The following is an 18,286-nucleotide window of genomic DNA, read 5'->3' on the forward strand; positions in this document are numbered from 1 at the left end:
ATCAGTCGATCCGGTACCAGTCGGCCACGTTCCACAGCTCGCTGTCCCAGACGTTCAGCTTGACGCCGCCGAGGCTGTTGGAATGCGCCGAGAGGCGGCCACGATGAACCAGCGGGATCATCGCGCCCCGCTCGAAGGCCATGCGGCTCAGCTCGCGGCCGATGCGCTGACGCTCTTCCATGTCGGCGGTTTCGGTCAGCTTCTTGTGCAGCGCATCGTATTCCTCGTCGCAGAAGCGGCTGATGTTCTCGCCCTGCCACTGGGTTTCCGGACGCGGTGCCTTGTCGCACAGACCGTTGCCCAGGTAGGCCTGCGGGTCGGTGCCGTTGAAGGTGTTGGCGTACATTTCCACGTCGGCATAGAACTTCTGGAAGGTGTCGGGCGAACCCGGGTCGCCACCGAAGAAGACCGATGCATCGACCGAGCGCAGCTCGACCTCGAGGCCGATCTGTTCCCACCAGTCCTTGATCAGCGCCTGGAAGTCCTGGCGGACGGCGTTGACCGAGGTCTGGTAGACGATCGACAGCGGCACGCCGTCCTTCTCGCGGATGCCGTCACCGTCGGTGTCGACGATGCCCGCGTCGTCCAGCATCTTCTTGGCGCCCTCGATGTCCTGCACGTCGCAGCCTTCGATGTCGGCGGCAAAGGCGGCGGGGGCGGGGACCCAGGAACAGGACACGCGGCCGGCCTGGCCATAGCCGATTTCCACCAGCAGGTTGCGGTCGATGGCCATCGACATCGCCTTGTAGACCGCCGGGTCACCCAGGAAGGGGTGCGGGCGGATCACCGAACGCTCGTCCGGACCAAGGTTCGGATCGGGGTTGGTGTTGTTCAGCATGATGCGTTCCAACAGCGGGCCGAAGCCGGCCACCGGCTTGCCCATGCCGCCCGCTTCCATCTTGGCGATGACGTCGGGGGCCAGCTGCAGGTTCCAGGCGTAGTCGAATTCGCCGGTTTCCATCACGGCGGTGCCCGCCGCGGCCGCCGAACCGCCGCCCTTGAAGGTCACGGTGGCGAAGGCCGGCTTGGCCGGGTCGCGGTAGTTGTCGTTGGCCTTCATGGTGATCACGTCGTTCGGCTTGAACTCGGTGACGACGAAGGGGCCGGTGCCGATCGGGTTGAAGTTCTGCTCGGTGCAGGTCGAGGCCGCGGCGCCGACGCAGTTCTCGAATTGGGCCTTCTGGATGATCGGGCTCTCACCGCCGACGAAGGGGCCGTAGGGGTTCGGGGTCGGGCCTTCGAAGGTGACGACAATGGTCGATTCGTCCGGCGTCTCGACCGAGGTCACGCCCTCGAACTTGGTGATCTGCGCGCAGCCGCCCTCGGGGTGGGTGCAGTATTCATATGTGAACTTGACGTCCTCGGAGGTCAGCGGCGTGCCGTCCGACCACAGGATGCCCGGGCTCAGTTTCCAGGTGATCTGGGTCAGGTCCTCGGAGACACCGCCATTGGCAACGGTAGGGATCTCGTCGACCAGCCAGGGCACCAGTTCGCCGTTCTCATTGTAGCGTGCCAGCGGTTCGATGATCATCGACGAGGATTCGACGTCCTTGGTGCCGCCCGACAGGAACGGGTTCAGGATCGACGGAGCCTGCCAGTAGATGATCTTGACGTCGCCGTCAGACGCCCGCTCGGCAAAGGCTGCGGGAGCCAGTGCAATAGCGGCGGCTGCCCCGAGCATCAGGGTCTTGAGTCTCATGATATCACTCCATGTTGGTCGGGACCGGATGTCGTGCCCGGCCCCTTCGTTGTGGCGGGATGGTCGGCCAGATGAGGAGGCGATTGCAACCGCCATTTGCACATCGATGATCCGGATACCCCACCCGTTCCCCATCGAAAGCACAACATGCGCAAAATGCAAGCATTGCCTAACGTAAAAGCATTGCGGGTCTTTACAGCCTGCCCGCGCAGCCCATAGCCTTTGCCCTCAGGACATGGGGAGCACGCAACAATGCTGGACAGCGCACCGAACTCGCAGACTGCAGGACCGATCGCGCGGATCGACAAGCTGCGGGTGGAGTTCCAGACCAAGGACGGCCCGGTCGTCGGCGTCGAGGACGTCAGTTTCGACATCGGTCCGGGGGAAACGGTCTGCGTGGTGGGCGAATCCGGCTCGGGCAAGTCGGTGTCCTCGCTCTCGCTGATGCGGCTGGTGGAATACGGTGGCGGCGACATCGCCGGCGGCCGGTTGCTGTTCGATCGCAAGGAGGGCGGCGAGGTCGACCTGCGCACCCTCGACCAGACGCATATGCGCAACATCCGCGGCAACGAGATCGGCATGATCTTCCAGGAGCCGATGACCGCGCTCAACCCTGTCTTCACGGTCAAGAAACAGCTGACAGAGGGCCTGCGCGTCCACCGCGGGATGAGCGCGAAACAGGCCGAGGAGCGGGCCGTCGAACTCTTGCGCGAGGTGCGAATTCCCGAACCGGAACGCCGTCTGAACCAGTTCCCGCACGAACTGTCCGGCGGCATGCGTCAGCGCGTGGTGATCGCCATGGCGATGGCCTGCAAGCCGCGCCTGCTGATCGCCGACGAACCGACCACCGCGCTGGACGTGACGATCCAGGCGGAAATCCTCGCCCTCATGGACCGGCTCAAGCGTGAGACCGGCACCGCCGTGATGTTCATCACCCACGACATGGCCGTGGTCGCCCAGATGGCCGACAAGGTCGTGGTCATGTTCCGCGGCAACAAGGTCGAGGAAGGCACCGTCGAGGAAATCTTCGAGAACCCGAAGCACCCCTATACCAAGGCGCTGCTGGCCGCCGTCCCCAAGCTGGGCGAGATGACCGGCAAGGACCTGCCCGAACCGATGAAGCTGGTGGGCCGCGACGACCAGGATCTGAAACCCATCCCCGGCACCAACGAACCTCTGCTGACGGTCGAGGGGCTGACCACGCGTTTTGCGGTCAAGGGCGGGTTCTTTCGCCGTACCGTGGCCAATGTCCACGCGGTCGAGGACGTGTCCTTTGTCCTGAACAAGGGGCAGACGCTCAGCCTCGTGGGGGAATCCGGCTGCGGCAAGTCCACCGCCGGTCGGTCGATCCTGCGGCTGGTCGAACCACTGGCGGGCAAGGTCGATCTCGACGGCACCGACGTCATGGCCCTGGGCACCAACGGGCTGCGCGAGGCGCGGCGCGACATGCAGATGATCTTTCAGGATCCCTTCGCCTCGCTGAACCCGCAGCTGCAACTGGCCGACCAGGTGGCCGAGCCGATCCACAACTATGGCATCGAGACCGGCAGCGCGGTGTCCGACCATGTCGCGCAGCTCTTTGACCGGGTCGAACTGCCGCGCAGCTTCATGCGCCGCTATCCGCACGAACTGTCCGGCGGCCAGCGTCAGCGGATCGCCATTGCCCGCGCCCTGGCCCTGCGACCCCGCCTGATCGTCGCGGACGAGGCGGTTTCGGCGCTGGACGTCTCGGTGCAGGCGCAGGTCATCAACCTGATGATGGAACTGCAGGCGGACATGGGGCTGGGCTATCTCTTCATCAGCCACGACATGGCCGTGGTCGAACGGGTCAGCCATTACGTCGGCGTCATGTACCTGGGACGGATCGTCGAACTGGGGCCGCGCCGCGCTGTCTTCGAGAATCCGCGCCACCCCTATACACAGGCCCTGATGAAGGCGGTCCCGATCGCCGATCCGCGCCGTCGGAAGACGGAAAAGGACCTCAACTTCAAACCGATCCCCTCACCGATCCACCCGGTCGGTTACGAGGCCGCGCCCTCGGAATACGAAGAGGTCAGCCCGGGCCACAAGGTGCTGATCACCGACAGCGGGTACTGACGGGGGCAGGGCGTGGCGGCGGGCCTGCGGATCTGGCGGTTCGACGGCCCGCCCCCCTGTTCGCCCGATGATCCCCGCATGGACCAGTCGCCGCTGATCGCGGCGCTGGCCGGTCCTTGCCCGGCGATCCCCTTTGGTCCGCAGGCCGACCTGCGCGCCGTCTTCGACCGCCATCTGCCGGGCCTGCGGTGGAACGACAGCGGCGATGCGGGCTTTTACAGGCGCGACCGCTTTCGGATCCAGCTGCGGTTGCCCGGACCTGACAGCCGGGCCATCAGCCTGGCCATCGACGAATGGGGCGCCACGGAACGCCTGCTGCGCGCGATCGAGGCCGAGAACCCGGACTGGTACTGCACCTGGTACGGCGGAACCTGGCTGCGCGACGCGCCCGCGCCAAGGGGCTGAGCGATGCGGGCCCTGCGCAAGTCCCTGGCCCTGCTGGTGTTGTTGGTGTCCGCCTGCGGGAAGCCGCAGGCGCCGCCCGCGCGCAGCGCCGATGTCCTGCGCGTGGCCAGCCACAACGTGCATTTCATCCGCATGACCCGGGCGCGCGGCCCCTGGTCCCTGGCCGACTGGGAGGCGCGCAAACAGGCGTTGGACGCGGTGTTCAAGGAGGCGGACGCCGATCTCGTCGCCTTTCAGGAAATGGTCAGCATTGGCCCGGACGAGAACCGCGACGTGAACCTGGCGCGCGACTGGCTGTTGTCCCGCAACCCGGGCTACGGCCTTGCCGCGACGGGCGACTGGCGACGCTTTCCCACTCGCCAGCCGATCTTCTACCGCACCGACCGTCTGCGCCTGCTTGACCAGGGCTGGTTCCTCTACGACGCGCCCGAGGCCGTCGAAAAAGAGCGCCAGCGCCCGGGGTTCTGGTTGTATTTCGCGTCCTGGGCGGATTTCGCCGGGCCGGACGGGCGCCCGTTCCGGGTCTACAACGTGCATTTCCACTTTCGCGACGGCGCCAAGCGGCGTCGCGCGGCCCGCCGCCTTGCGGCACATGTCACGCCGGTGCTGCAGCAGGGAATGCCGGTCATCGTGCTGGGCGACATGAACGCGCTCCCGGGCTGGCAGACGGTGCGCATCCTGCGCGAGGCCGGGCTGCACACGCATGACCCGCGCGGCAGTTCGTTCCACTTCAACCGCGGCCTGCACTTCCTGCCCGCCATCGACCGGCTGGGACGCGCGCCTGGTGTGCAGCTTGTGGGCGGTCCCTGGGGGCTGCATGGCAAAAGGGCAGGTGACTGGCCCTCGGATCACTACCCGGTGGTTGCGGATATCGCCCTGCCGTGACAGGCATATGCCATCCGACACATCAAGAACGAGGTGAGAATGGCCGAGGTGCTGTCCCCCCGCGCGCTGCTGGACAAGCTGGTGAGCTTTCCCACCGTCAGCCGCGACACCAACCTGCCGCTGATCGACTGGGTGCAGGACTATCTCGCCTCGCACGGGATCGAGGCGGGGCGCCACGTCAAGCCGGACGAGCCGGAAAAGGCCGCGCTTTTTGCCCATGTGGGGCCGGACGAAGAGGGCGGCGTGGTGCTGTCGGGCCATACGGACGTGGTGCCGGTCGATGGGCAGGACTGGTCCACGGACCCTTTCACGGTGACTGAAAGGGACGGCCGCCTCTACGGGCGCGGCACCACCGACATGAAGGGGTTCGACGCGCTGGCGATCTGGGCCCTGGTCGAGGCCAAGAGGCGCGGTGTCACGCGCCCGCTGCAGATCGCATTGTCCTATGACGAGGAAATCGGCTGTGCCGGTGCGCCGCCGCTGATCGAGGCGATGTCCGGCCTGCCGCGGGCCCGCGACGTGATCGTCGGGGAGCCGACGATGATGAAGGCGGTGACCGGCCACAAGGGCGGCGTGACCTACTGGGTGCATGTGCACGGCTTCGAGGTCCACAGCTCGCTGCTGCACACCGGGGTCAGCGCGATCATGTGGGGGGCCAAGATGATCGACTGGGCCAACCAGCTGAACGCCGAGTTGCAGGCGGCGGAGCCGGTCGGCATGGCCGGGCTGTTCGACCCGCCATATACCAACGTCCACGTCGGCCAGATCCGGGGCGGCACGGCGCATAACATCGCGGCCAAGGATTGCGAGTTCGGCTTTGGTTATCGCGTGGTGCCGGGCGAGACCCTGGACCAGTGGCGGCGCCTGACCGAGGACAAGGCCGCCGAGCTTACCGCGCAGATGCAACAGGTCCGCTCGGAGACCCGGATCGAACTGGAAGAGAAATTCAGCCTGCCGCCCTTTGCCCCGGAAACGGACAATACCGCCGAGGCGCTGGTCCGCCAGATCACCGGCGACAACTCGGAGAATTTCGTCAGCTACGGCACCGAGGCGAGCCATTTCCAGGTCGCGGGCTACAAGGCCGTGGTCTGCGGCCCGGGCAGCATCACCGTCGCGCATCAACCGGACGAGTACATCACCCTGGCACAGTTCGAGGAAGGCCGACGGTTCATGGAACGCCTGCTGGAGCGCCTGGCATGACCGGTTCGCTGCAAGGGGGCGCTGCCCCCTCGGCCTTCGGCCTCACCCCCGGAGTATTTCGGCAGAGAAGAAGCAGGGGCGCGCGCGGTGCTTGTTCTCTGGTAAAATACGGCGCCGCGACATTCGGGAAGGGCGCCTGTGCCGGGCAAGGGAGGGCAGGATGAGATTTCCCTATCACGAGATGGGAGAGGTGGAGTTTTCGGATCCTCTGCCCGAGGCCGTCGACCTTGCGGTGATCGGTGGCGGGGTGATCGGTGTGTCGACCGCGCTCTTCGCGGCCCGCCGGGGGCTGAAGGTCGTGCTGTTGGAGAAAGGCCGGGTCGCCGGTGAGCAGTCCTCGCGCAACTGGGGCTGGATCCGGGTGCAGGGGCGCGACAAGGCCGAGATCCCCATCGCGCTTGAGGCGCAGGACCTGTGGCAGGCGCTGGACGCGGAATGTGGCGGACGTCTGGGCACGCGGACCGTGGGGGTCAGCTATCTGGCCCGTGACGAGGCCGAGATGGCGGCTTTCGAAGGCTGGCTGGACGAGGCCCGGGGGCTTGGCGTCAGCTCGGAACTGCTGGGGCGGATGCAGATGCTGCGCCTGCTGGACTATCCGCGCGGCCCCTGGGTCGGGGCCCTGCACACGCCCACCGACATGAAAGGCGAACCCTGGGTCGCGGTGCCGGAACTGGCGCGGCTGGCGCGGGCCGAGGGCGCGGCGATTGCCGAGAGCTGCGCCGTGCGCGGGCTGGACCGGCAGGCCGGGCGCGTGACCGGTGTCATCACCGAGAAAGGCCGCGTCCGGACGCAGGCGGTTGTCCTGGCCGGGGGCGCCTGGTCTTCGCTGTTCCTGCGCCGGCACGGGGTGGACATTCCGCAGCTTGCGGTGCGTTCGACCGCGCTGGCCACGCAGCCCTTGCCGCCGGCGGTGGGGACGGCGGCGGTGGACGACCGGCTGGCCTTCCGTCCGCGCGCCGATGGCGGCTATACGCTGGCGCCCGCCGCTTTCGGCGAGTTGTACCTTGGCCCGGATCTCCTGCGGCACCTGCACCACTACCTGCCGCTGGCCATGACCGGTGAATTCGACATCCACCCGCGCGGGCCGCAACCGCGCCACTGGCCCGATGCCTTTTCCACCCCGCGCCACTGGAGCGGGGCCGAAGAGAGCCCGTTCGAGCGGATGCGCATCCTCGATCCCGCGCCCAATGGCGGCAAGGTCTCGGAGATCATGCGGCGGTTCGGCCAGATCTATCCGGATGCGGCGCCGGTCCGGGCGCAGGACGCCTGGGCGGGCATGATCGACGTGCTGCCGGACGTGGTGCCGGTGGTGGACCAGGTCGCGCAGATCCCCGGGTTGACGGTGGTGACGGGCATGTGCGGGCATGGGTTCGGCATCGGTCCCGGCTTTGGCCGGGTGGCCGTCGACCTGGCCACCGGGCGCGATCCGGGCCATGACCTGGACCGGTTCCGCATGTCGCGCTTCTTTGACGGGTCGCGGTTGCAGCCTGGCCCCAATCTCTGAGGCTTGCGGAGGCGGCCGCATGGGCGCAGGATCACGGGCAAAGGAGAGACCCGATGCCCGTGAAGAACCGTATCGCCGACTGGCAGGAGGACCTGACCGCATGGCGCCGCCACCTGCATGCACATCCCGAACTGCGTTTCGAGGAGCATGAGACCGCGCGTTTCGTGGCCGAAAAGCTGCGGGGTTTCGGCTGTGACGAGGTGATCGAGTGCGTGGGGCAGACCGGCGTCGTCGCGGTGATCCGGGGACGACAGGGCGGGTCCGGGCGCACCGTGGCCTTCCGGGCCGACATGGACGCGCTGCCGATCCTGGAACAGACCGGGGCGGATCATGCCTCGACCATACCGGGCAAGATGCACGCCTGTGGCCATGACGGCCATACCACGATGCTGCTGGGCGCTTGCCGGTATCTCGCCGAGACGCGCAATTTCGACGGCACCGTCGTGGCGCTGTTCCAGCCGGCCGAAGAAGGCAGCGGCGGGGCCAAGGCGATGATCGGAGACGGGGTGTTCGACTGGTTCAAGGTGGACGAAGTCTATGCCATGCACAACTGGCCGGGGCTGGCGCAGGGCCATTTCGCGACGAGGCCGGGGCCGTTCCTGGCCTCTGCCGACAAGTTCGAGATCCGCGTGACGGGCAAGGGCGGCCACGGCGCCATGCCGCATCTTGCGGTGGACACCAACCTGGCGGCGTCTCAGATCGTCACCGCGCTGCATTCGATCCCTTCGCGCGATGTGAACGCGCAGAACGCGGTGGTGATTTCCGTCTGCGGGATGAAATCCGAGACTTTCACCTATAACGTGCTGCCCGATGCGGTCACGCTGATCGGCACGGTGCGCCAGTATGATGTCGCAGACCGCGCCACGATGCGCAGCCGTATCCGCCAGATCGCCGAGGCCACTGCCCTGGCCCACGGGGCGCAGGCGGAGATGGCATACATCGAGGGCGTGGATCCGCTGGTGAATGCCGAGTCACAGGCGGCCATGGCCGCCGACGCGGGCGAGGCGGTGTCCGGCCACGTGGACCGCGAGGCGCCGCGCGTGATGGGCAGCGAGGATTTCGGCGACATGCTGCGGGTGCGTCCCGAGGCCTTTGTCTTTATCGGCAATGGCGACAGCGCCGACCTGCACAACCCGGCCTATGATTTCGACGATGCCATCGCGCCGGTGGGGGCCAGCTGGTTCGCCACCTTGGCCGAGACCCGGATGCCCCTGGGCTAAGCAGCGCGGGACGCCGGGGCAGGGGCGACGCGCGGTCGTGGTTGCGCCCCGCACGACGGTGCATATGTTGAACCCCATAACCGCATGGCGCCCCAAGGGCCCCCTGCGGCGCAACGCACACTCACGACAACAAGGAGGCCAAGATGCCCGTCAAGAACCGCTTTGCCGAACTGCAGGACGAGATCACCGCCTGGCGCCGAGACCTGCATGAACACCCCGAGATCCTGTTCGAAACGCACCGGACCTCGGCCCTGGTCGAGGAAAAGCTGAAGGAATTCGGCTGTGACGAGGTGGTGACCGGCATCGGCCGCACTGGTGTTGTGGGCGTCATCAAGGGACGGGGAAATGGCTCTGGCAAGGTGATCGGGCTGCGCGCCGACATGGACGCGCTGCCGATCCACGAACAGACCGGCGTGGACTATGCCTCGAAGACCGATGGGGCCATGCACGCCTGCGGCCACGACGGTCACACCGCCATGCTGCTGGGCGCGGCGAAATACCTGAGCGAGACGCGCAATTTCGACGGCACCGTCGTGGTGATCTTCCAGCCCGCCGAGGAAGGCGGCGGCGGCGGCAAGGAAATGTGCGATGACGGCATGATGGAGCGTTGGGGCATCCAGGAAGTCTATGGGATGCACAACTGGCCGGGCCGCCCGGTCGGGTCCTTCGCGATCCGCGAGGGGGCCTTCTTTGCCGCGACGGACCAGTTCGAGATCAACCTCGAAGGCCGCGGCGGTCACGCCGCCAAGCCGCATGAGACCGTGGACACCACGGTGATGGCGTCGCAGCTGGTGCTGGCCATGCAGACCATCGCGGCGCGCAACGCCGATCCGGTGGACCAGGTGGTTGTCTCCGTCACATCCTTCGAGACCTCGTCCAAGGCTTTCAACGTGATCCCGCAAAAGGTGTTCCTGCGCGGCACCGTGCGCACCCAGTCGGCGGAAATGCGCGACCTGGCGGAACAGCGGATCAAGGAGATCGCGGCCGGCGTGGCGGCCACCTATGGCGGTACGGCCGAGGTGATCTATCACCGCGGCTACCCGGTCATGGTCAACCATCCCGAGCAGACCGAGTTTGCCCGCGAAGTTGCGAAAGAGGTGTCCGGAGGCATCGACGAGGCCCCCATCGTCATGGGCGGCGAGGATTTCGCCTACATGCTGGAGGAACGCCCCGGCGCCTACATCCTTGTGGGCAATGGCGACACGGCGATGGTTCACCACCCGGAATACAACTTCAACGACGACGCGATCCCGGCGGGCTGTTCCTGGTGGGCGGAGATCGTCGAACGCCGGATGCCACTGGCCTCCTGAGGCCGCTTGCACCCCCGGTGACGGGGGCACGTCTCAGGTGTTTATTGAAAGGTGCGAGGGGCCGGCCCGTTACACCGGAGGTGTGCACTGAAAGGTGCGAGGGGCCAGCCCGTCACACCGGAGGTGTGCACTGAAAGGTGCGAGGGGCCAGCCCGTCACACCGGAGGTGTGCGCCGAAAGGTGCGAGGGGCCAGCCCGTCACACCGGAGGTGTGCGCCGAAAGGTGCGAGGGGCCAGCCCGTCACACCGGAGGTGTGCGCCGAAAGGTGCGAGGGGCCAGCCCGTCACACCGGAGGTGTGCGCCGAAAGGTGCGAGGGGCCAGCCCGTCACACCGGAGGTGTGCGCCGAAAGGTGCGAGGGGCCAGCCCGTCACACCGGAGGTGTGCGCCGAAAGGTGCGAGGGGCCAGCCCCTCGCGCTCCCCGGAGTATTTCGAGAGAGAAGAAGCAGGGGAGCGTGCCGCGCGGGGTGCTGGTTGCTCGGTCGCAGGCGCGAGCGCGACGTCTGCGCGGTTACAGTGGTTTCATCATGGAGGCGGGACAGGCGGGGCGGGCGGTGTTGACGCGGATACCCTGCGCCTCGGAGGTTTCTTTCGGGCCTTTGCGGTCATAGATCTGCCAGGCCGGTCGCAACTGGCCATCCGACAAACCACGGACCGCCTGCGCCAAGGCAAGGCAGCGGTCGATCTGGACCCGGGGCCTGCGGATCCGGATTGAAAGATGCACGATCAGAAGCCCGTCGGTGTTTGTCTTGTCCAGGGTTGCTGGGCAGCGGAAGGCACCGCCGTTTTCCCGGCTGAGACGATGCAATTCGAACTCGCCATGGGACTGCCCTGTTCGCCGAAGCGCGTCACGACGGCAGCATAGACCACCCAGGCCGTGGCGCCCAAAGGAGCGCGCTGGTTTTCCTGTCGGAAAGGCGCGTTCGGGCAGCCGATTCCGCTGTCCATCGCGCGTTTCATGCAGTGCGCGTGCTGCGCTTATCCGCTGTGCCCGGTCGGCCTGGTGGAGGGGCGCATGAACGTCCCTTGTGCGCGCCGTAGCACCCACCAGCGAGCCCGGGCGGTGCTGTGCGCAACCTGGTCCATGCGGGGCGGCGAACAGGTCATGCGGAACGACCACGGGGGGGAAATCGGGGGCAAAATAAGCGCGGGCAGGGGGGCTGCCCGCGCCGTGGTCATGGCGCGCCCGGATCGTGGCGGCGCTTCTTGCTGGCCGAGATCTCGCGCACCATCTTGCCAAAGGCCTTGCCGCGCGCCCGGGCCTCTGCCACGGTTTCGCTGTTGTAGCGGTCCTCGCGCCGCAGCTTTTCCCAACGGGAGAGGCGGTCGGGATCGAGTGTGCCGCTGCCGATGGCCTTCAGGACCGCGCAGCCGGGTTCACCGGAATGGGCACAGTCGCGAAAGCGGCAGTGACGGGCCAGGTCCTCGATGTCCGCGAAGACCGCGCCGATGCCCTCGTCCGCATCCGCCAGTTGCAGCTCGCGCATCCCCGGCGTGTCGATCAGCCAGCCGCCCGCCCGCGTGGGCACCAGGCTGCGGGAGGTGGTGGTGTGGCGGCCCTTGGCGTCATCCTCGCGGATGCCCTGCGTTCCGGCTTCTTCGCCGGTCAGCGCGTTGCGCAGGGTCGTCTTGCCCACGCCCGAGGAGCCGACCAGCGCCAGAGTCTGCCCGCCCTTGCACCAGGGGGCGAGGCGCGTGACCTCCTGCGGGTTGGTTGCGTCCAGCGCGACGGCGGTCACCAGCGGCGAGAGCCGTTCCGCCCGGCGCAGGTAATCGCCCGAGTCCTCGGTCATGTCGGCCTTGGTCAGCACCACCAGCGGCAGGCAGCCGGCCGTATGGGCCAGCGCCAGGTAGCGTTCCAGCCGCGCGATGTTGAAATCGGCGTTGCAGCTTGTGACGATGCCCAGCGTGTCGACATTCGCCGCGATCCGCTGGAGTTTCGCCTCGCGTCCGGCGGCGCGGCGAGTGAGGTCGCTGGTAGGCGCCAGCCGGCGGACCGCGCGGGTGCCGTCACCCAGCACCCAGTCGCCCACGGCATAGGCGCCAGTGGGGGCGCTGGGCAGCAGGTCGATGGCGCCCTTGGGGGTCAGGGCGCGCAGGCGGTCGCGGTGCACCTCGGAGAGGCGGGCAGGGGCCAGGCCCCGGTCGTCATCGCCCAACTGGCGTGCGAAATGGGCCGACCATCCAAGGCCGGCCAGGTCATGATCTGTCAATGTTGAAAGTCCCGTTCAGACATGCAGGTTCAGGCCGCGGCAAGCGGCCCGGTGTGCGTGCACGGGCGGCGGGCAGAAGGTTAGCGCGCGGCCCGGAGGGGCGATGCAATCTCCATCAAGGCCTCCGTCCTGAATTCGGGTTCGTGGGCACTCTAGGCGCGGCCCCGCCCCACTGCAAGCGCTGGTGTTCCCGCGCGGGCGTTGCTATGCCGCGCGGGCAACACCAAGGCAGGGGCGCGGCGTGACGGCGGTCAACATCATGTGCATCAAGTGGGGCACGCTCTTTGGCCCCGAGTATGTCAACCGGCTCTATTCCGGCGTGCGGCGCAACCTGTCGCGGCCGGTCCGCTTCATGGTGATGACGGAACACGCCGAGGGGCTGCACCCGGATATCGAGGTGCTGGACCTGCCGGTGGAACCCTATGCCGAACCGATGGAGGCCGCGCTGAAAGTGGCCAACCGGCAGGGCGCGATGCGCAAGACCTCGCTGTTTCGGCCCGGGCTGGTGCCCGACCTCGAAGGTCCGGTGCTGGGCTTTGACCTGGACGTTGTGATCACCGGATCGCTGGACGAGATCCACGACCTGGCGCCCGGCACCGTGGCGATGCGCCACGACTGGACGGAAAAGCGCAAGGGCCGGCCAACCGGGCACGGGTCGGTTTTTCGCTTCGATCCGGCGCTGCACGGGTTCCTGTATGAAGACCTGGCCGCCAACCCCTATGAAGAGGTGGAAAAGGCGCGCGGTTCGGAACAGCGCTATACCTCGCACAAGGCGATGGACCGGGACCTGTTCACCTATATTCCGGGGGACTGGGTGGTGTCGTTCAAATACGATTGCAATCCCTTTCCCGGCAACTACCTGCACGCGCCGCGCCTGCCGGCGGAGGCCCGCGTGGTCTGTTTCCACGGGCGCCCCAAGATGACGGATGCCCTTTCGGGCTATACCGGCTCTGTCATCCGCTATTCAAAACCCTGCGACTGGCTGCAGGAGCACTGGATCGACCGCGCCCGCGAGGACCTGGGCGCGGACTGGGCCTGAGGCACATGGCATTGCCTGCGGGCAGGCTGGTTGGGCATAGCAAAAGGCACTTCATGACGATTACGCAGGAATACGAACTCGACGGGATGCGGACCATCGGCCGCATAGTGGCGAACACCTTGCAGGCGATGATCCGCGCGGCAGAGCCGGGCATGACCACCCGCGAACTGGACGCCCTCGGGCGCAACTTGCTGGAACAGGCAGGGGCCATACCGGCGCCGGAGGCGACCTATGGCTTTCCGGGCGCCACCTGCATCAGCGTCAACGAAGAGATCGCCCACGGAATTCCCGGCGACCGCCTGCTGCGTGCCGGGGATCTGGTGAACATTGATGTCTCTGCCAGCAAGGATGGCTATTTTGCGGACACCGGGGCCAGCTTTCGCCTTGCTGCGGCGCAGCCTGACAGGCTGTGCAAGGACGGCCGCCGCGCAATGCAGATCGGTATTGCACAGGTCGCGGCGGGCAAGTTGCTTTCAGGTATCGGGTCCGCCATCGGGCGCTTTGCCGAAAAGCGCGGCTACTCGCTCATTCGCAATCTCGCAAGTCACGGCGTCGGGCGCAGCCTGCACGAGTACCCACAGGAAATCGCCACATGGCCCACCCGAGGTGAGCGCCGCCGCATCACCAAGGGCCTAGTCCTGACCGTCGAGCCCTTCCTGTCGCGCGGAGGGCGCATGGCGGACGAGGCCGGTGACGGTTGGACCCTTCACAGCGTGCCGCCTGCCGAGACCGTGCAATTCGAGCATACGGTCGTCGCCACGTCTCGCGGTGCCCAGATCCTGACCTTGCCGGGCTGAAACCGCTGTCACGCTGGCATCCGGCCCAAGGCCTTCGGGCTCGGTCCAGGGCGCGGCCTTCGCAGTCCGCGCGGGCAAAGTCAGGTTGTCGGTTGTCTGCCGATCACGCCCGCATCCCCTTGCCCATGCAGGGCTTGGCGCGGTAAGAGCGGGATAAAGAGCGAACAAGAGAAGGGCAGGCGCATGGCACGTCGCGTAGTTGTCACCGGGCTGGGATTGGTCACGCCGCTGGCTTGCGGAGTCGAAGAGACCTGGGGCCGGATCCTGGATGGTCAGTCCGGGGCGGGCACCATCAGCAAGTTCGATGCCAGCCACCTGGCAACCACCTATGCCTGCGAGGTGCCCTATGGTGACGGCAGCGACGGGACCTTCAATCCCGACGACTGGATGGACAAGAAGGAACAGCGCAAGGTCGACGAGTTCATCCGTTTCGGCATCGCCGCGGCGGAACAGGCGGTCACCGACGCGGGCTGGAAGCCCGAGAACGAGGAAGACCGCCTGCGCACCGGCGTGATGATCGGATCGGGCATCGGCGGGCTGAACGCCATCGCGGAAACCGCGCTGCTGATCCGTGACAAGGGGCCGCGCCGGGTGTCGCCCTTCTTCATCCCCGGCGCGCTGATCAACCTGATCTCGGGCAATGTCTCGATCAAGTACGGCTTCAAGGGGCCGAACCACGCGGTCGTGACCGCCTGTTCGACCGGCGCGCATGCCATCGGCGATGCCGCGCGGCTGATCAAGTACGGCGATGCGGACGTGATGATCGCGGGCGGCGCCGAGGCGGCCATCAGCGAAATCGGCATCGCGGGCTTCAACGCCTGCAAGGCGCTCAGCACGAAACGCGGCGACGATCCGAAATCCGCCAGCCGGCCCTATGACGCCGACCGCGACGGCTTTGTCATGGGCGAGGGCGCCGGTGTCGTCGTGCTGGAGGACTACGAACACGCCAAGGCGCGCGGCGCGCGGATCTACGCCGAGGTGGCGGGCTACGGCCTGTCGGGCGACGCCTATCACATCACCGCCCCGTCCGAGGACGGCGAGGGCGGCGAACGCTCGATGCGCGCGGCGCTGAAGGATGCGGGCATCGAGTCCGCGGCGCTGGACTACATCAACGCGCATGGCACCTCGACGATGGCGGACACGATCGAACTGGGCGCGGTGGAACGCCTGCTGGGCGATCACGCCGCGCAGGTCACCATGTCCTCGACCAAATCCGCCACCGGCCACCTGCTGGGCGCCGCCGGCGCGATCGAGGCGATCTTCTCGATCCTTGCCATCCGTGACCAGGTGGCCCCGCCGACGATCAACCTTGACAATCCGGCGGTGGACACGCCCATCGACCTGGCCCCCAATGCCCGGCGGGACCGCAAGGTGGACTACGCCCTGTCCAACTCCTTCGGCTTTGGCGGCACCAATGCCAGCGTGGTCTTCGGCAAGGTGGAGTAACCCCACATGTGGCGCAGCATCGCCTCGAACGCGCTGACCTTCCTGGTCGTCGCGCTGTTTCTCTTCGGCGGCGTCCTGATCTGGGCGCAGCGCGAATACCATGCGCAGGGACCGCTGACGGCGCCGATCTGCCTCGAGGTGCCGCGCGGCACCAACATGCGCGCTGTGTCGGAGGACCTGTCGGACCAGGGCGCGGTCAAGAGCGCGATGATGTTCCGCGTCGGGGCAGATTACACCGACAAGACGCAGGCGCTGAAGGCGGGCAGCTACCTTGTGCCCGAGGGGGCCTCGATGTCCGAGATCACCGACATCGTCACCCGTGGCGGCGCCTCGACCTGCGGCACCGAGGTGGTCTACCGCATCGGCATCACCCGGGCGACGGTGCAGGTCCGCGCCGTGGATCCGGCCACCGGCCGCTACGAGGAACAGGCCAGCTTCGACCCCGGCGAAGGCGACGCCCCCGAGGCCTATACCCAGGTCAAGGACACCACCGGCACCCGGTTCCGCCTCGCGCTGGCCGAGGGCGTGACCAGCTGGCAGGTGGTTGCCGAACTGAAACAGATCGACGTGCTGGAAGGCGAGGTCGACGTGCCCGAGGAAGGCAGCCTTGCCCCCGACAGCTACGAGATCCTGCCCGGCGACAGCCGCGCCGATGTCATCGCGCGCATGCAGGAACGGCAGGAGGTGATCCTGGCACAGGCCTGGGCCAATCGCGCCCCCGGCCTGCCGCTGGAAAGCCCGGAAGAGGCGCTGATCCTCGCGTCGATCATCGAAAAGGAAACCGGCGGCCCGCAGGAGCGCCGCGAGGTGGCCAGCGTCTTCGTCAATCGTCTGGAAAAGGGCATGCGCCTGCAGACGGACCCGACGGTGATCTACGGCATTACAAAGGGCGAAGGGCCGCTGGGCCGGGGTCTGCGCCGGTCGGAACTGGATGCAGAGACGCCCTGGAACACCTATCGGATCGACGGGCTGCCGCCGACCCCCATCGCCAACCCGGGCCGCGCCAGCATCGAGGCGGCGCTGAACCCGGCGGACACGGATTACATCTACTTCGTGGCCAAGACGCTGGACCCGCGCGACGGGCACAACTTTGCCGTCACCCTGGACGAGCACAACCGCAACGTCGCCGCCTACCGCGCGCTGGAGGCGCAGCGCGACCAGTAGCGTACGCTGCCCTCACGGTTTGTGAACCGTGGGGGCGCATCTTCCTTTCCGCTAGCACTGAAAACCGGATCATGACCCCGCTCGGGGGCCTTTCGATCTGCGCGGAACGAAGGGGCGACGCCCCGAACAGGGCCGGGAGTGACACCCCGGCAAGACCGATCCGTCCGGCGGCCGCCGTTTTCAGACATCCATTAGAAACAGCAGACGACCCGCCCGGCCAGCGCGCCGCCGGCGGGCGTCGGGCGTGGCGGCTCAGCCGCCCGTGATCCGGCGCTGGAGTTTCTTGGTCAGCCCGCCAAAGATGATCGCGTAAGAGGTCTCGATCCGGTTGCGTAACTCCTCCTCCGGCACCGCCTCCCAATCCACCCGCACCCAGGAACGGTGGAAGTAGGGGGCCTTGACCGCGCGTGCCATTTCGATCAGCAGGGCCGCATCCTCGACCGAAGGGGTCTTGACCGACACCCCGTCGTTGGCCACGCCGATACAGGCGAACATCTTGCCGCCCACCTTCCAGGCATCATGCCCGCCGCCCCAGGGATCGGACCATTCCGCGCCGGGCAGCGCGCGGCAGATATCGTTGACCCTATCGCGTCCCATGCCACCAGGATGCCCCGGGTGCATCCCCGGCGCAAGCTGCGCAAATCGGCACAAGGAAGATGCCTACGCCTCTGGCAGGGCGGGAAAAAAATCCCTTGAGCTCAAGTGAGCTTGAGGAATTACGCTCGTCCCGTCACATTAGAAGAAAGGATAAGTCCATGAACGCCCGCCTCGAACACGTCAACATCACCGTCCCCGATGCCCGCGCCACCGCCGATTTCCTGTCGCGTCTCCTGGGCTGGCACATCCGTTGGGAAGGCGCCTCGCTCAACAACGGCTATTCCGTCCACGTCGGCAACGCGGACAGCTACCTTGCCCTCTACACGCCGGAAAAGCCGGTCGCAGAGGCGCATCCGCGCTACGGCAACGCCGCCGGGCTGAACCATGTCGGCATCGTGGTCGAGGATCTCGACGCGATCGAGGCCCGCGTCCGCGCGCTGGGCATCGAGACCTTCAACCACGCCGACTACGAACCCGGCCGCCGCTTCTATTTCGACGGGCCGGATGCGGTGGAATATGAAATGGTGAGCTACGGTTGATTTCGGGCCGTTTCAGGTGAGTATTTCAAGAGAGAAGAAGCCATTGCGCGCGCCCTTGTGCTTCTTCTCTCCAAAAATACTCACTTGCAACCTTGGCAAAGCGTGCTTGGCAGGGCCGGGGCGCCGTGTTAAGCCACGCGCATGACGACCGCTGCACACACTCTCTGCTG

16 protein-coding genes are annotated in these 18,286 nt (G+C 66.9%); 12 read left to right on the forward strand and 4 right to left on the reverse strand.

The genetic code is table 11. The features are described 5' to 3' along the window. Position 1: 1 nt before the first annotated feature. Positions 2-1,699: a peptide ABC transporter substrate-binding protein gene (locus tag ACQY5B_RS08250; RefSeq protein ID WP_305972177.1), complete on the reverse strand. Its 1,698-nt coding sequence runs from the start codon at positions 1,697-1,699 to the stop codon at positions 2-4. 252 nt (positions 1,700-1,951) lie between these two features. Between ACQY5B_RS08250 and ACQY5B_RS08255 the strand changes: the two genes are divergently transcribed. The 7 genes from ACQY5B_RS08255 (at position 1,952) to ACQY5B_RS08285 (ending at position 10,320) form a co-directional block, all read left to right on the forward strand. Further along, positions 1,952-3,796 (forward strand): ABC transporter ATP-binding protein, encoded by a 1,845-nt coding sequence (locus ACQY5B_RS08255; protein ID WP_420325642.1) that lies wholly within the window; start codon positions 1,952-1,954, stop codon positions 3,794-3,796. A gap of 12 nt (positions 3,797-3,808) precedes the next feature. Continuing rightward, on the forward strand, positions 3,809-4,201 hold the full coding sequence (locus ACQY5B_RS08260; protein WP_420325641.1) for a hypothetical protein: 393 nt from the start codon (positions 3,809-3,811) through the stop codon (positions 4,199-4,201). Between the two features lie 3 nt (positions 4,202-4,204). After that, the gene (locus tag ACQY5B_RS08265) at positions 4,205-5,086 is read left to right on the forward strand and encodes an endonuclease/exonuclease/phosphatase family protein (RefSeq protein WP_420325640.1); all 882 of its coding nucleotides are present in this window, start codon (positions 4,205-4,207) and stop codon (positions 5,084-5,086) included. Positions 5,087-5,125: 39 nt separating this feature from the next. Then, the gene (gene argE, locus ACQY5B_RS08270) at positions 5,126-6,286 is read left to right on the forward strand and encodes an acetylornithine deacetylase (protein ID WP_420325639.1); all 1,161 of its coding nucleotides are present in this window, start codon (positions 5,126-5,128) and stop codon (positions 6,284-6,286) included. Between the two features lie 160 nt (positions 6,287-6,446). After that, positions 6,447-7,790 (forward strand): NAD(P)/FAD-dependent oxidoreductase, encoded by a 1,344-nt coding sequence (locus ACQY5B_RS08275; protein ID WP_420325638.1) that lies wholly within the window; start codon positions 6,447-6,449, stop codon positions 7,788-7,790. A 53-nt stretch (positions 7,791-7,843) separates the two neighbouring features. Beyond that, positions 7,844-9,010 (forward strand): M20 aminoacylase family protein, encoded by a 1,167-nt coding sequence (locus tag ACQY5B_RS08280; protein ID WP_420325637.1) that lies wholly within the window; start codon positions 7,844-7,846, stop codon positions 9,008-9,010. Positions 9,011-9,153: 143 nt separating this feature from the next. Further along, positions 9,154-10,320 (forward strand): M20 aminoacylase family protein, encoded by a 1,167-nt coding sequence (locus ACQY5B_RS08285; RefSeq protein ID WP_305972184.1) that lies wholly within the window; start codon positions 9,154-9,156, stop codon positions 10,318-10,320. 512 nt (positions 10,321-10,832) lie between these two features. On the opposite strand, the gene ACQY5B_RS08290 is transcribed toward ACQY5B_RS08285, so the two are convergent. Both ACQY5B_RS08290 and rsgA read right to left on the reverse strand, forming a co-directional pair. Continuing rightward, a complete protein-coding gene (locus tag ACQY5B_RS08290) occupies positions 10,833-11,129 on the reverse strand; it encodes a hypothetical protein (protein WP_424976725.1) in 297 nt (98 codons plus the stop codon). Positions 11,130-11,496: 367 nt separating this feature from the next. Then, complete coding sequence (gene rsgA / locus ACQY5B_RS08295; protein ID WP_420325634.1) at positions 11,497-12,534, reverse strand: ribosome small subunit-dependent GTPase A; 1,038 nt, start codon at positions 12,532-12,534, stop codon at positions 11,497-11,499. A gap of 259 nt (positions 12,535-12,793) precedes the next feature. On the opposite strand from rsgA, the gene ACQY5B_RS08300 reads away from it, so the two are divergent. The 4 genes from ACQY5B_RS08300 (at position 12,794) to mltG (ending at position 16,980) form a co-directional block, all read left to right on the forward strand. Then, the gene (locus ACQY5B_RS08300; RefSeq protein ID WP_420328680.1) at positions 12,794-13,573 is read left to right on the forward strand and encodes a glycosyl transferase; all 780 of its coding nucleotides are present in this window, start codon (positions 12,794-12,796) and stop codon (positions 13,571-13,573) included. Between the two features lie 53 nt (positions 13,574-13,626). Further along, on the forward strand, positions 13,627-14,370 hold the full coding sequence (map, locus tag ACQY5B_RS08305; protein WP_305968528.1) for a type I methionyl aminopeptidase: 744 nt from the start codon (positions 13,627-13,629) through the stop codon (positions 14,368-14,370). Between the two features lie 183 nt (positions 14,371-14,553). After that, on the forward strand, positions 14,554-15,816 hold the full coding sequence (gene fabF, locus ACQY5B_RS08310; RefSeq protein ID WP_420325633.1) for a beta-ketoacyl-ACP synthase II: 1,263 nt from the start codon (positions 14,554-14,556) through the stop codon (positions 15,814-15,816). Positions 15,817-15,822: 6 nt separating this feature from the next. Beyond that, the gene (gene mltG / locus ACQY5B_RS08315; protein WP_421917679.1) at positions 15,823-16,980 is read left to right on the forward strand and encodes an endolytic transglycosylase MltG; all 1,158 of its coding nucleotides are present in this window, start codon (positions 15,823-15,825) and stop codon (positions 16,978-16,980) included. Between the two features lie 252 nt (positions 16,981-17,232). On the opposite strand, the gene ACQY5B_RS08320 is transcribed toward mltG, so the two are convergent. Beyond that, positions 17,233-17,577 carry an MmcQ/YjbR family DNA-binding protein gene (locus ACQY5B_RS08320; RefSeq protein ID WP_420325632.1) on the reverse strand — a complete coding sequence of 115 codons (345 nt, stop codon included), beginning with the start codon at positions 17,575-17,577 and terminating at the stop codon, positions 17,233-17,235. A gap of 158 nt (positions 17,578-17,735) precedes the next feature. On the opposite strand from ACQY5B_RS08320, the gene ACQY5B_RS08325 reads away from it, so the two are divergent. Further along, positions 17,736-18,116 (forward strand): VOC family protein, encoded by a 381-nt coding sequence (locus ACQY5B_RS08325; protein ID WP_420325631.1) that lies wholly within the window; start codon positions 17,736-17,738, stop codon positions 18,114-18,116. Positions 18,117-18,286 lie beyond the last annotated feature (170 nt).

Origin of the sequence: Antarctobacter sp. (assembly GCF_965277915.1) — a bacterium.
Taxonomy (GTDB): domain Bacteria; phylum Pseudomonadota; class Alphaproteobacteria; order Rhodobacterales; family Rhodobacteraceae; genus Antarctobacter.

Excerpts from the sequence above, each read along its gene's own strand:
- ACQY5B_RS08250 (WP_305972177.1), bottom strand. The coding sequence starts at position 1,699 with ATGAGACTCAAGACCCTGATGCTCGGGGCAGCCGCCGCTATTGCACTG.
- ACQY5B_RS08255 (WP_420325642.1), top strand. The coding sequence starts at position 1,952 with ATGCTGGACAGCGCACCGAACTCGCAGACTGCAGGACCGATCGCGCGG.
- ACQY5B_RS08265 (WP_420325640.1), top strand. The coding sequence starts at position 4,205 with ATGCGGGCCCTGCGCAAGTCCCTGGCCCTGCTGGTGTTGTTGGTGTCC.
- argE (WP_420325639.1), top strand. The coding sequence starts at position 5,126 with ATGGCCGAGGTGCTGTCCCCCCGCGCGCTGCTGGACAAGCTGGTGAGC.
- ACQY5B_RS08275 (WP_420325638.1), top strand. The coding sequence starts at position 6,447 with ATGAGATTTCCCTATCACGAGATGGGAGAGGTGGAGTTTTCGGATCCT.
- ACQY5B_RS08280 (WP_420325637.1), top strand. The coding sequence starts at position 7,844 with ATGCCCGTGAAGAACCGTATCGCCGACTGGCAGGAGGACCTGACCGCA.
- ACQY5B_RS08285 (WP_305972184.1), top strand. The coding sequence starts at position 9,154 with ATGCCCGTCAAGAACCGCTTTGCCGAACTGCAGGACGAGATCACCGCC.
- ACQY5B_RS08300 (WP_420328680.1), top strand. The coding sequence starts at position 12,794 with ATGTGCATCAAGTGGGGCACGCTCTTTGGCCCCGAGTATGTCAACCGG.
- map (WP_305968528.1), top strand. The coding sequence starts at position 13,627 with ATGACGATTACGCAGGAATACGAACTCGACGGGATGCGGACCATCGGC.
- fabF (WP_420325633.1), top strand. The coding sequence starts at position 14,554 with ATGGCACGTCGCGTAGTTGTCACCGGGCTGGGATTGGTCACGCCGCTG.
- mltG (WP_421917679.1), top strand. The coding sequence starts at position 15,823 with ATGTGGCGCAGCATCGCCTCGAACGCGCTGACCTTCCTGGTCGTCGCG.
- ACQY5B_RS08320 (WP_420325632.1), bottom strand. The coding sequence starts at position 17,577 with ATGGGACGCGATAGGGTCAACGATATCTGCCGCGCGCTGCCCGGCGCG.
- ACQY5B_RS08325 (WP_420325631.1), top strand. The coding sequence starts at position 17,736 with ATGAACGCCCGCCTCGAACACGTCAACATCACCGTCCCCGATGCCCGC.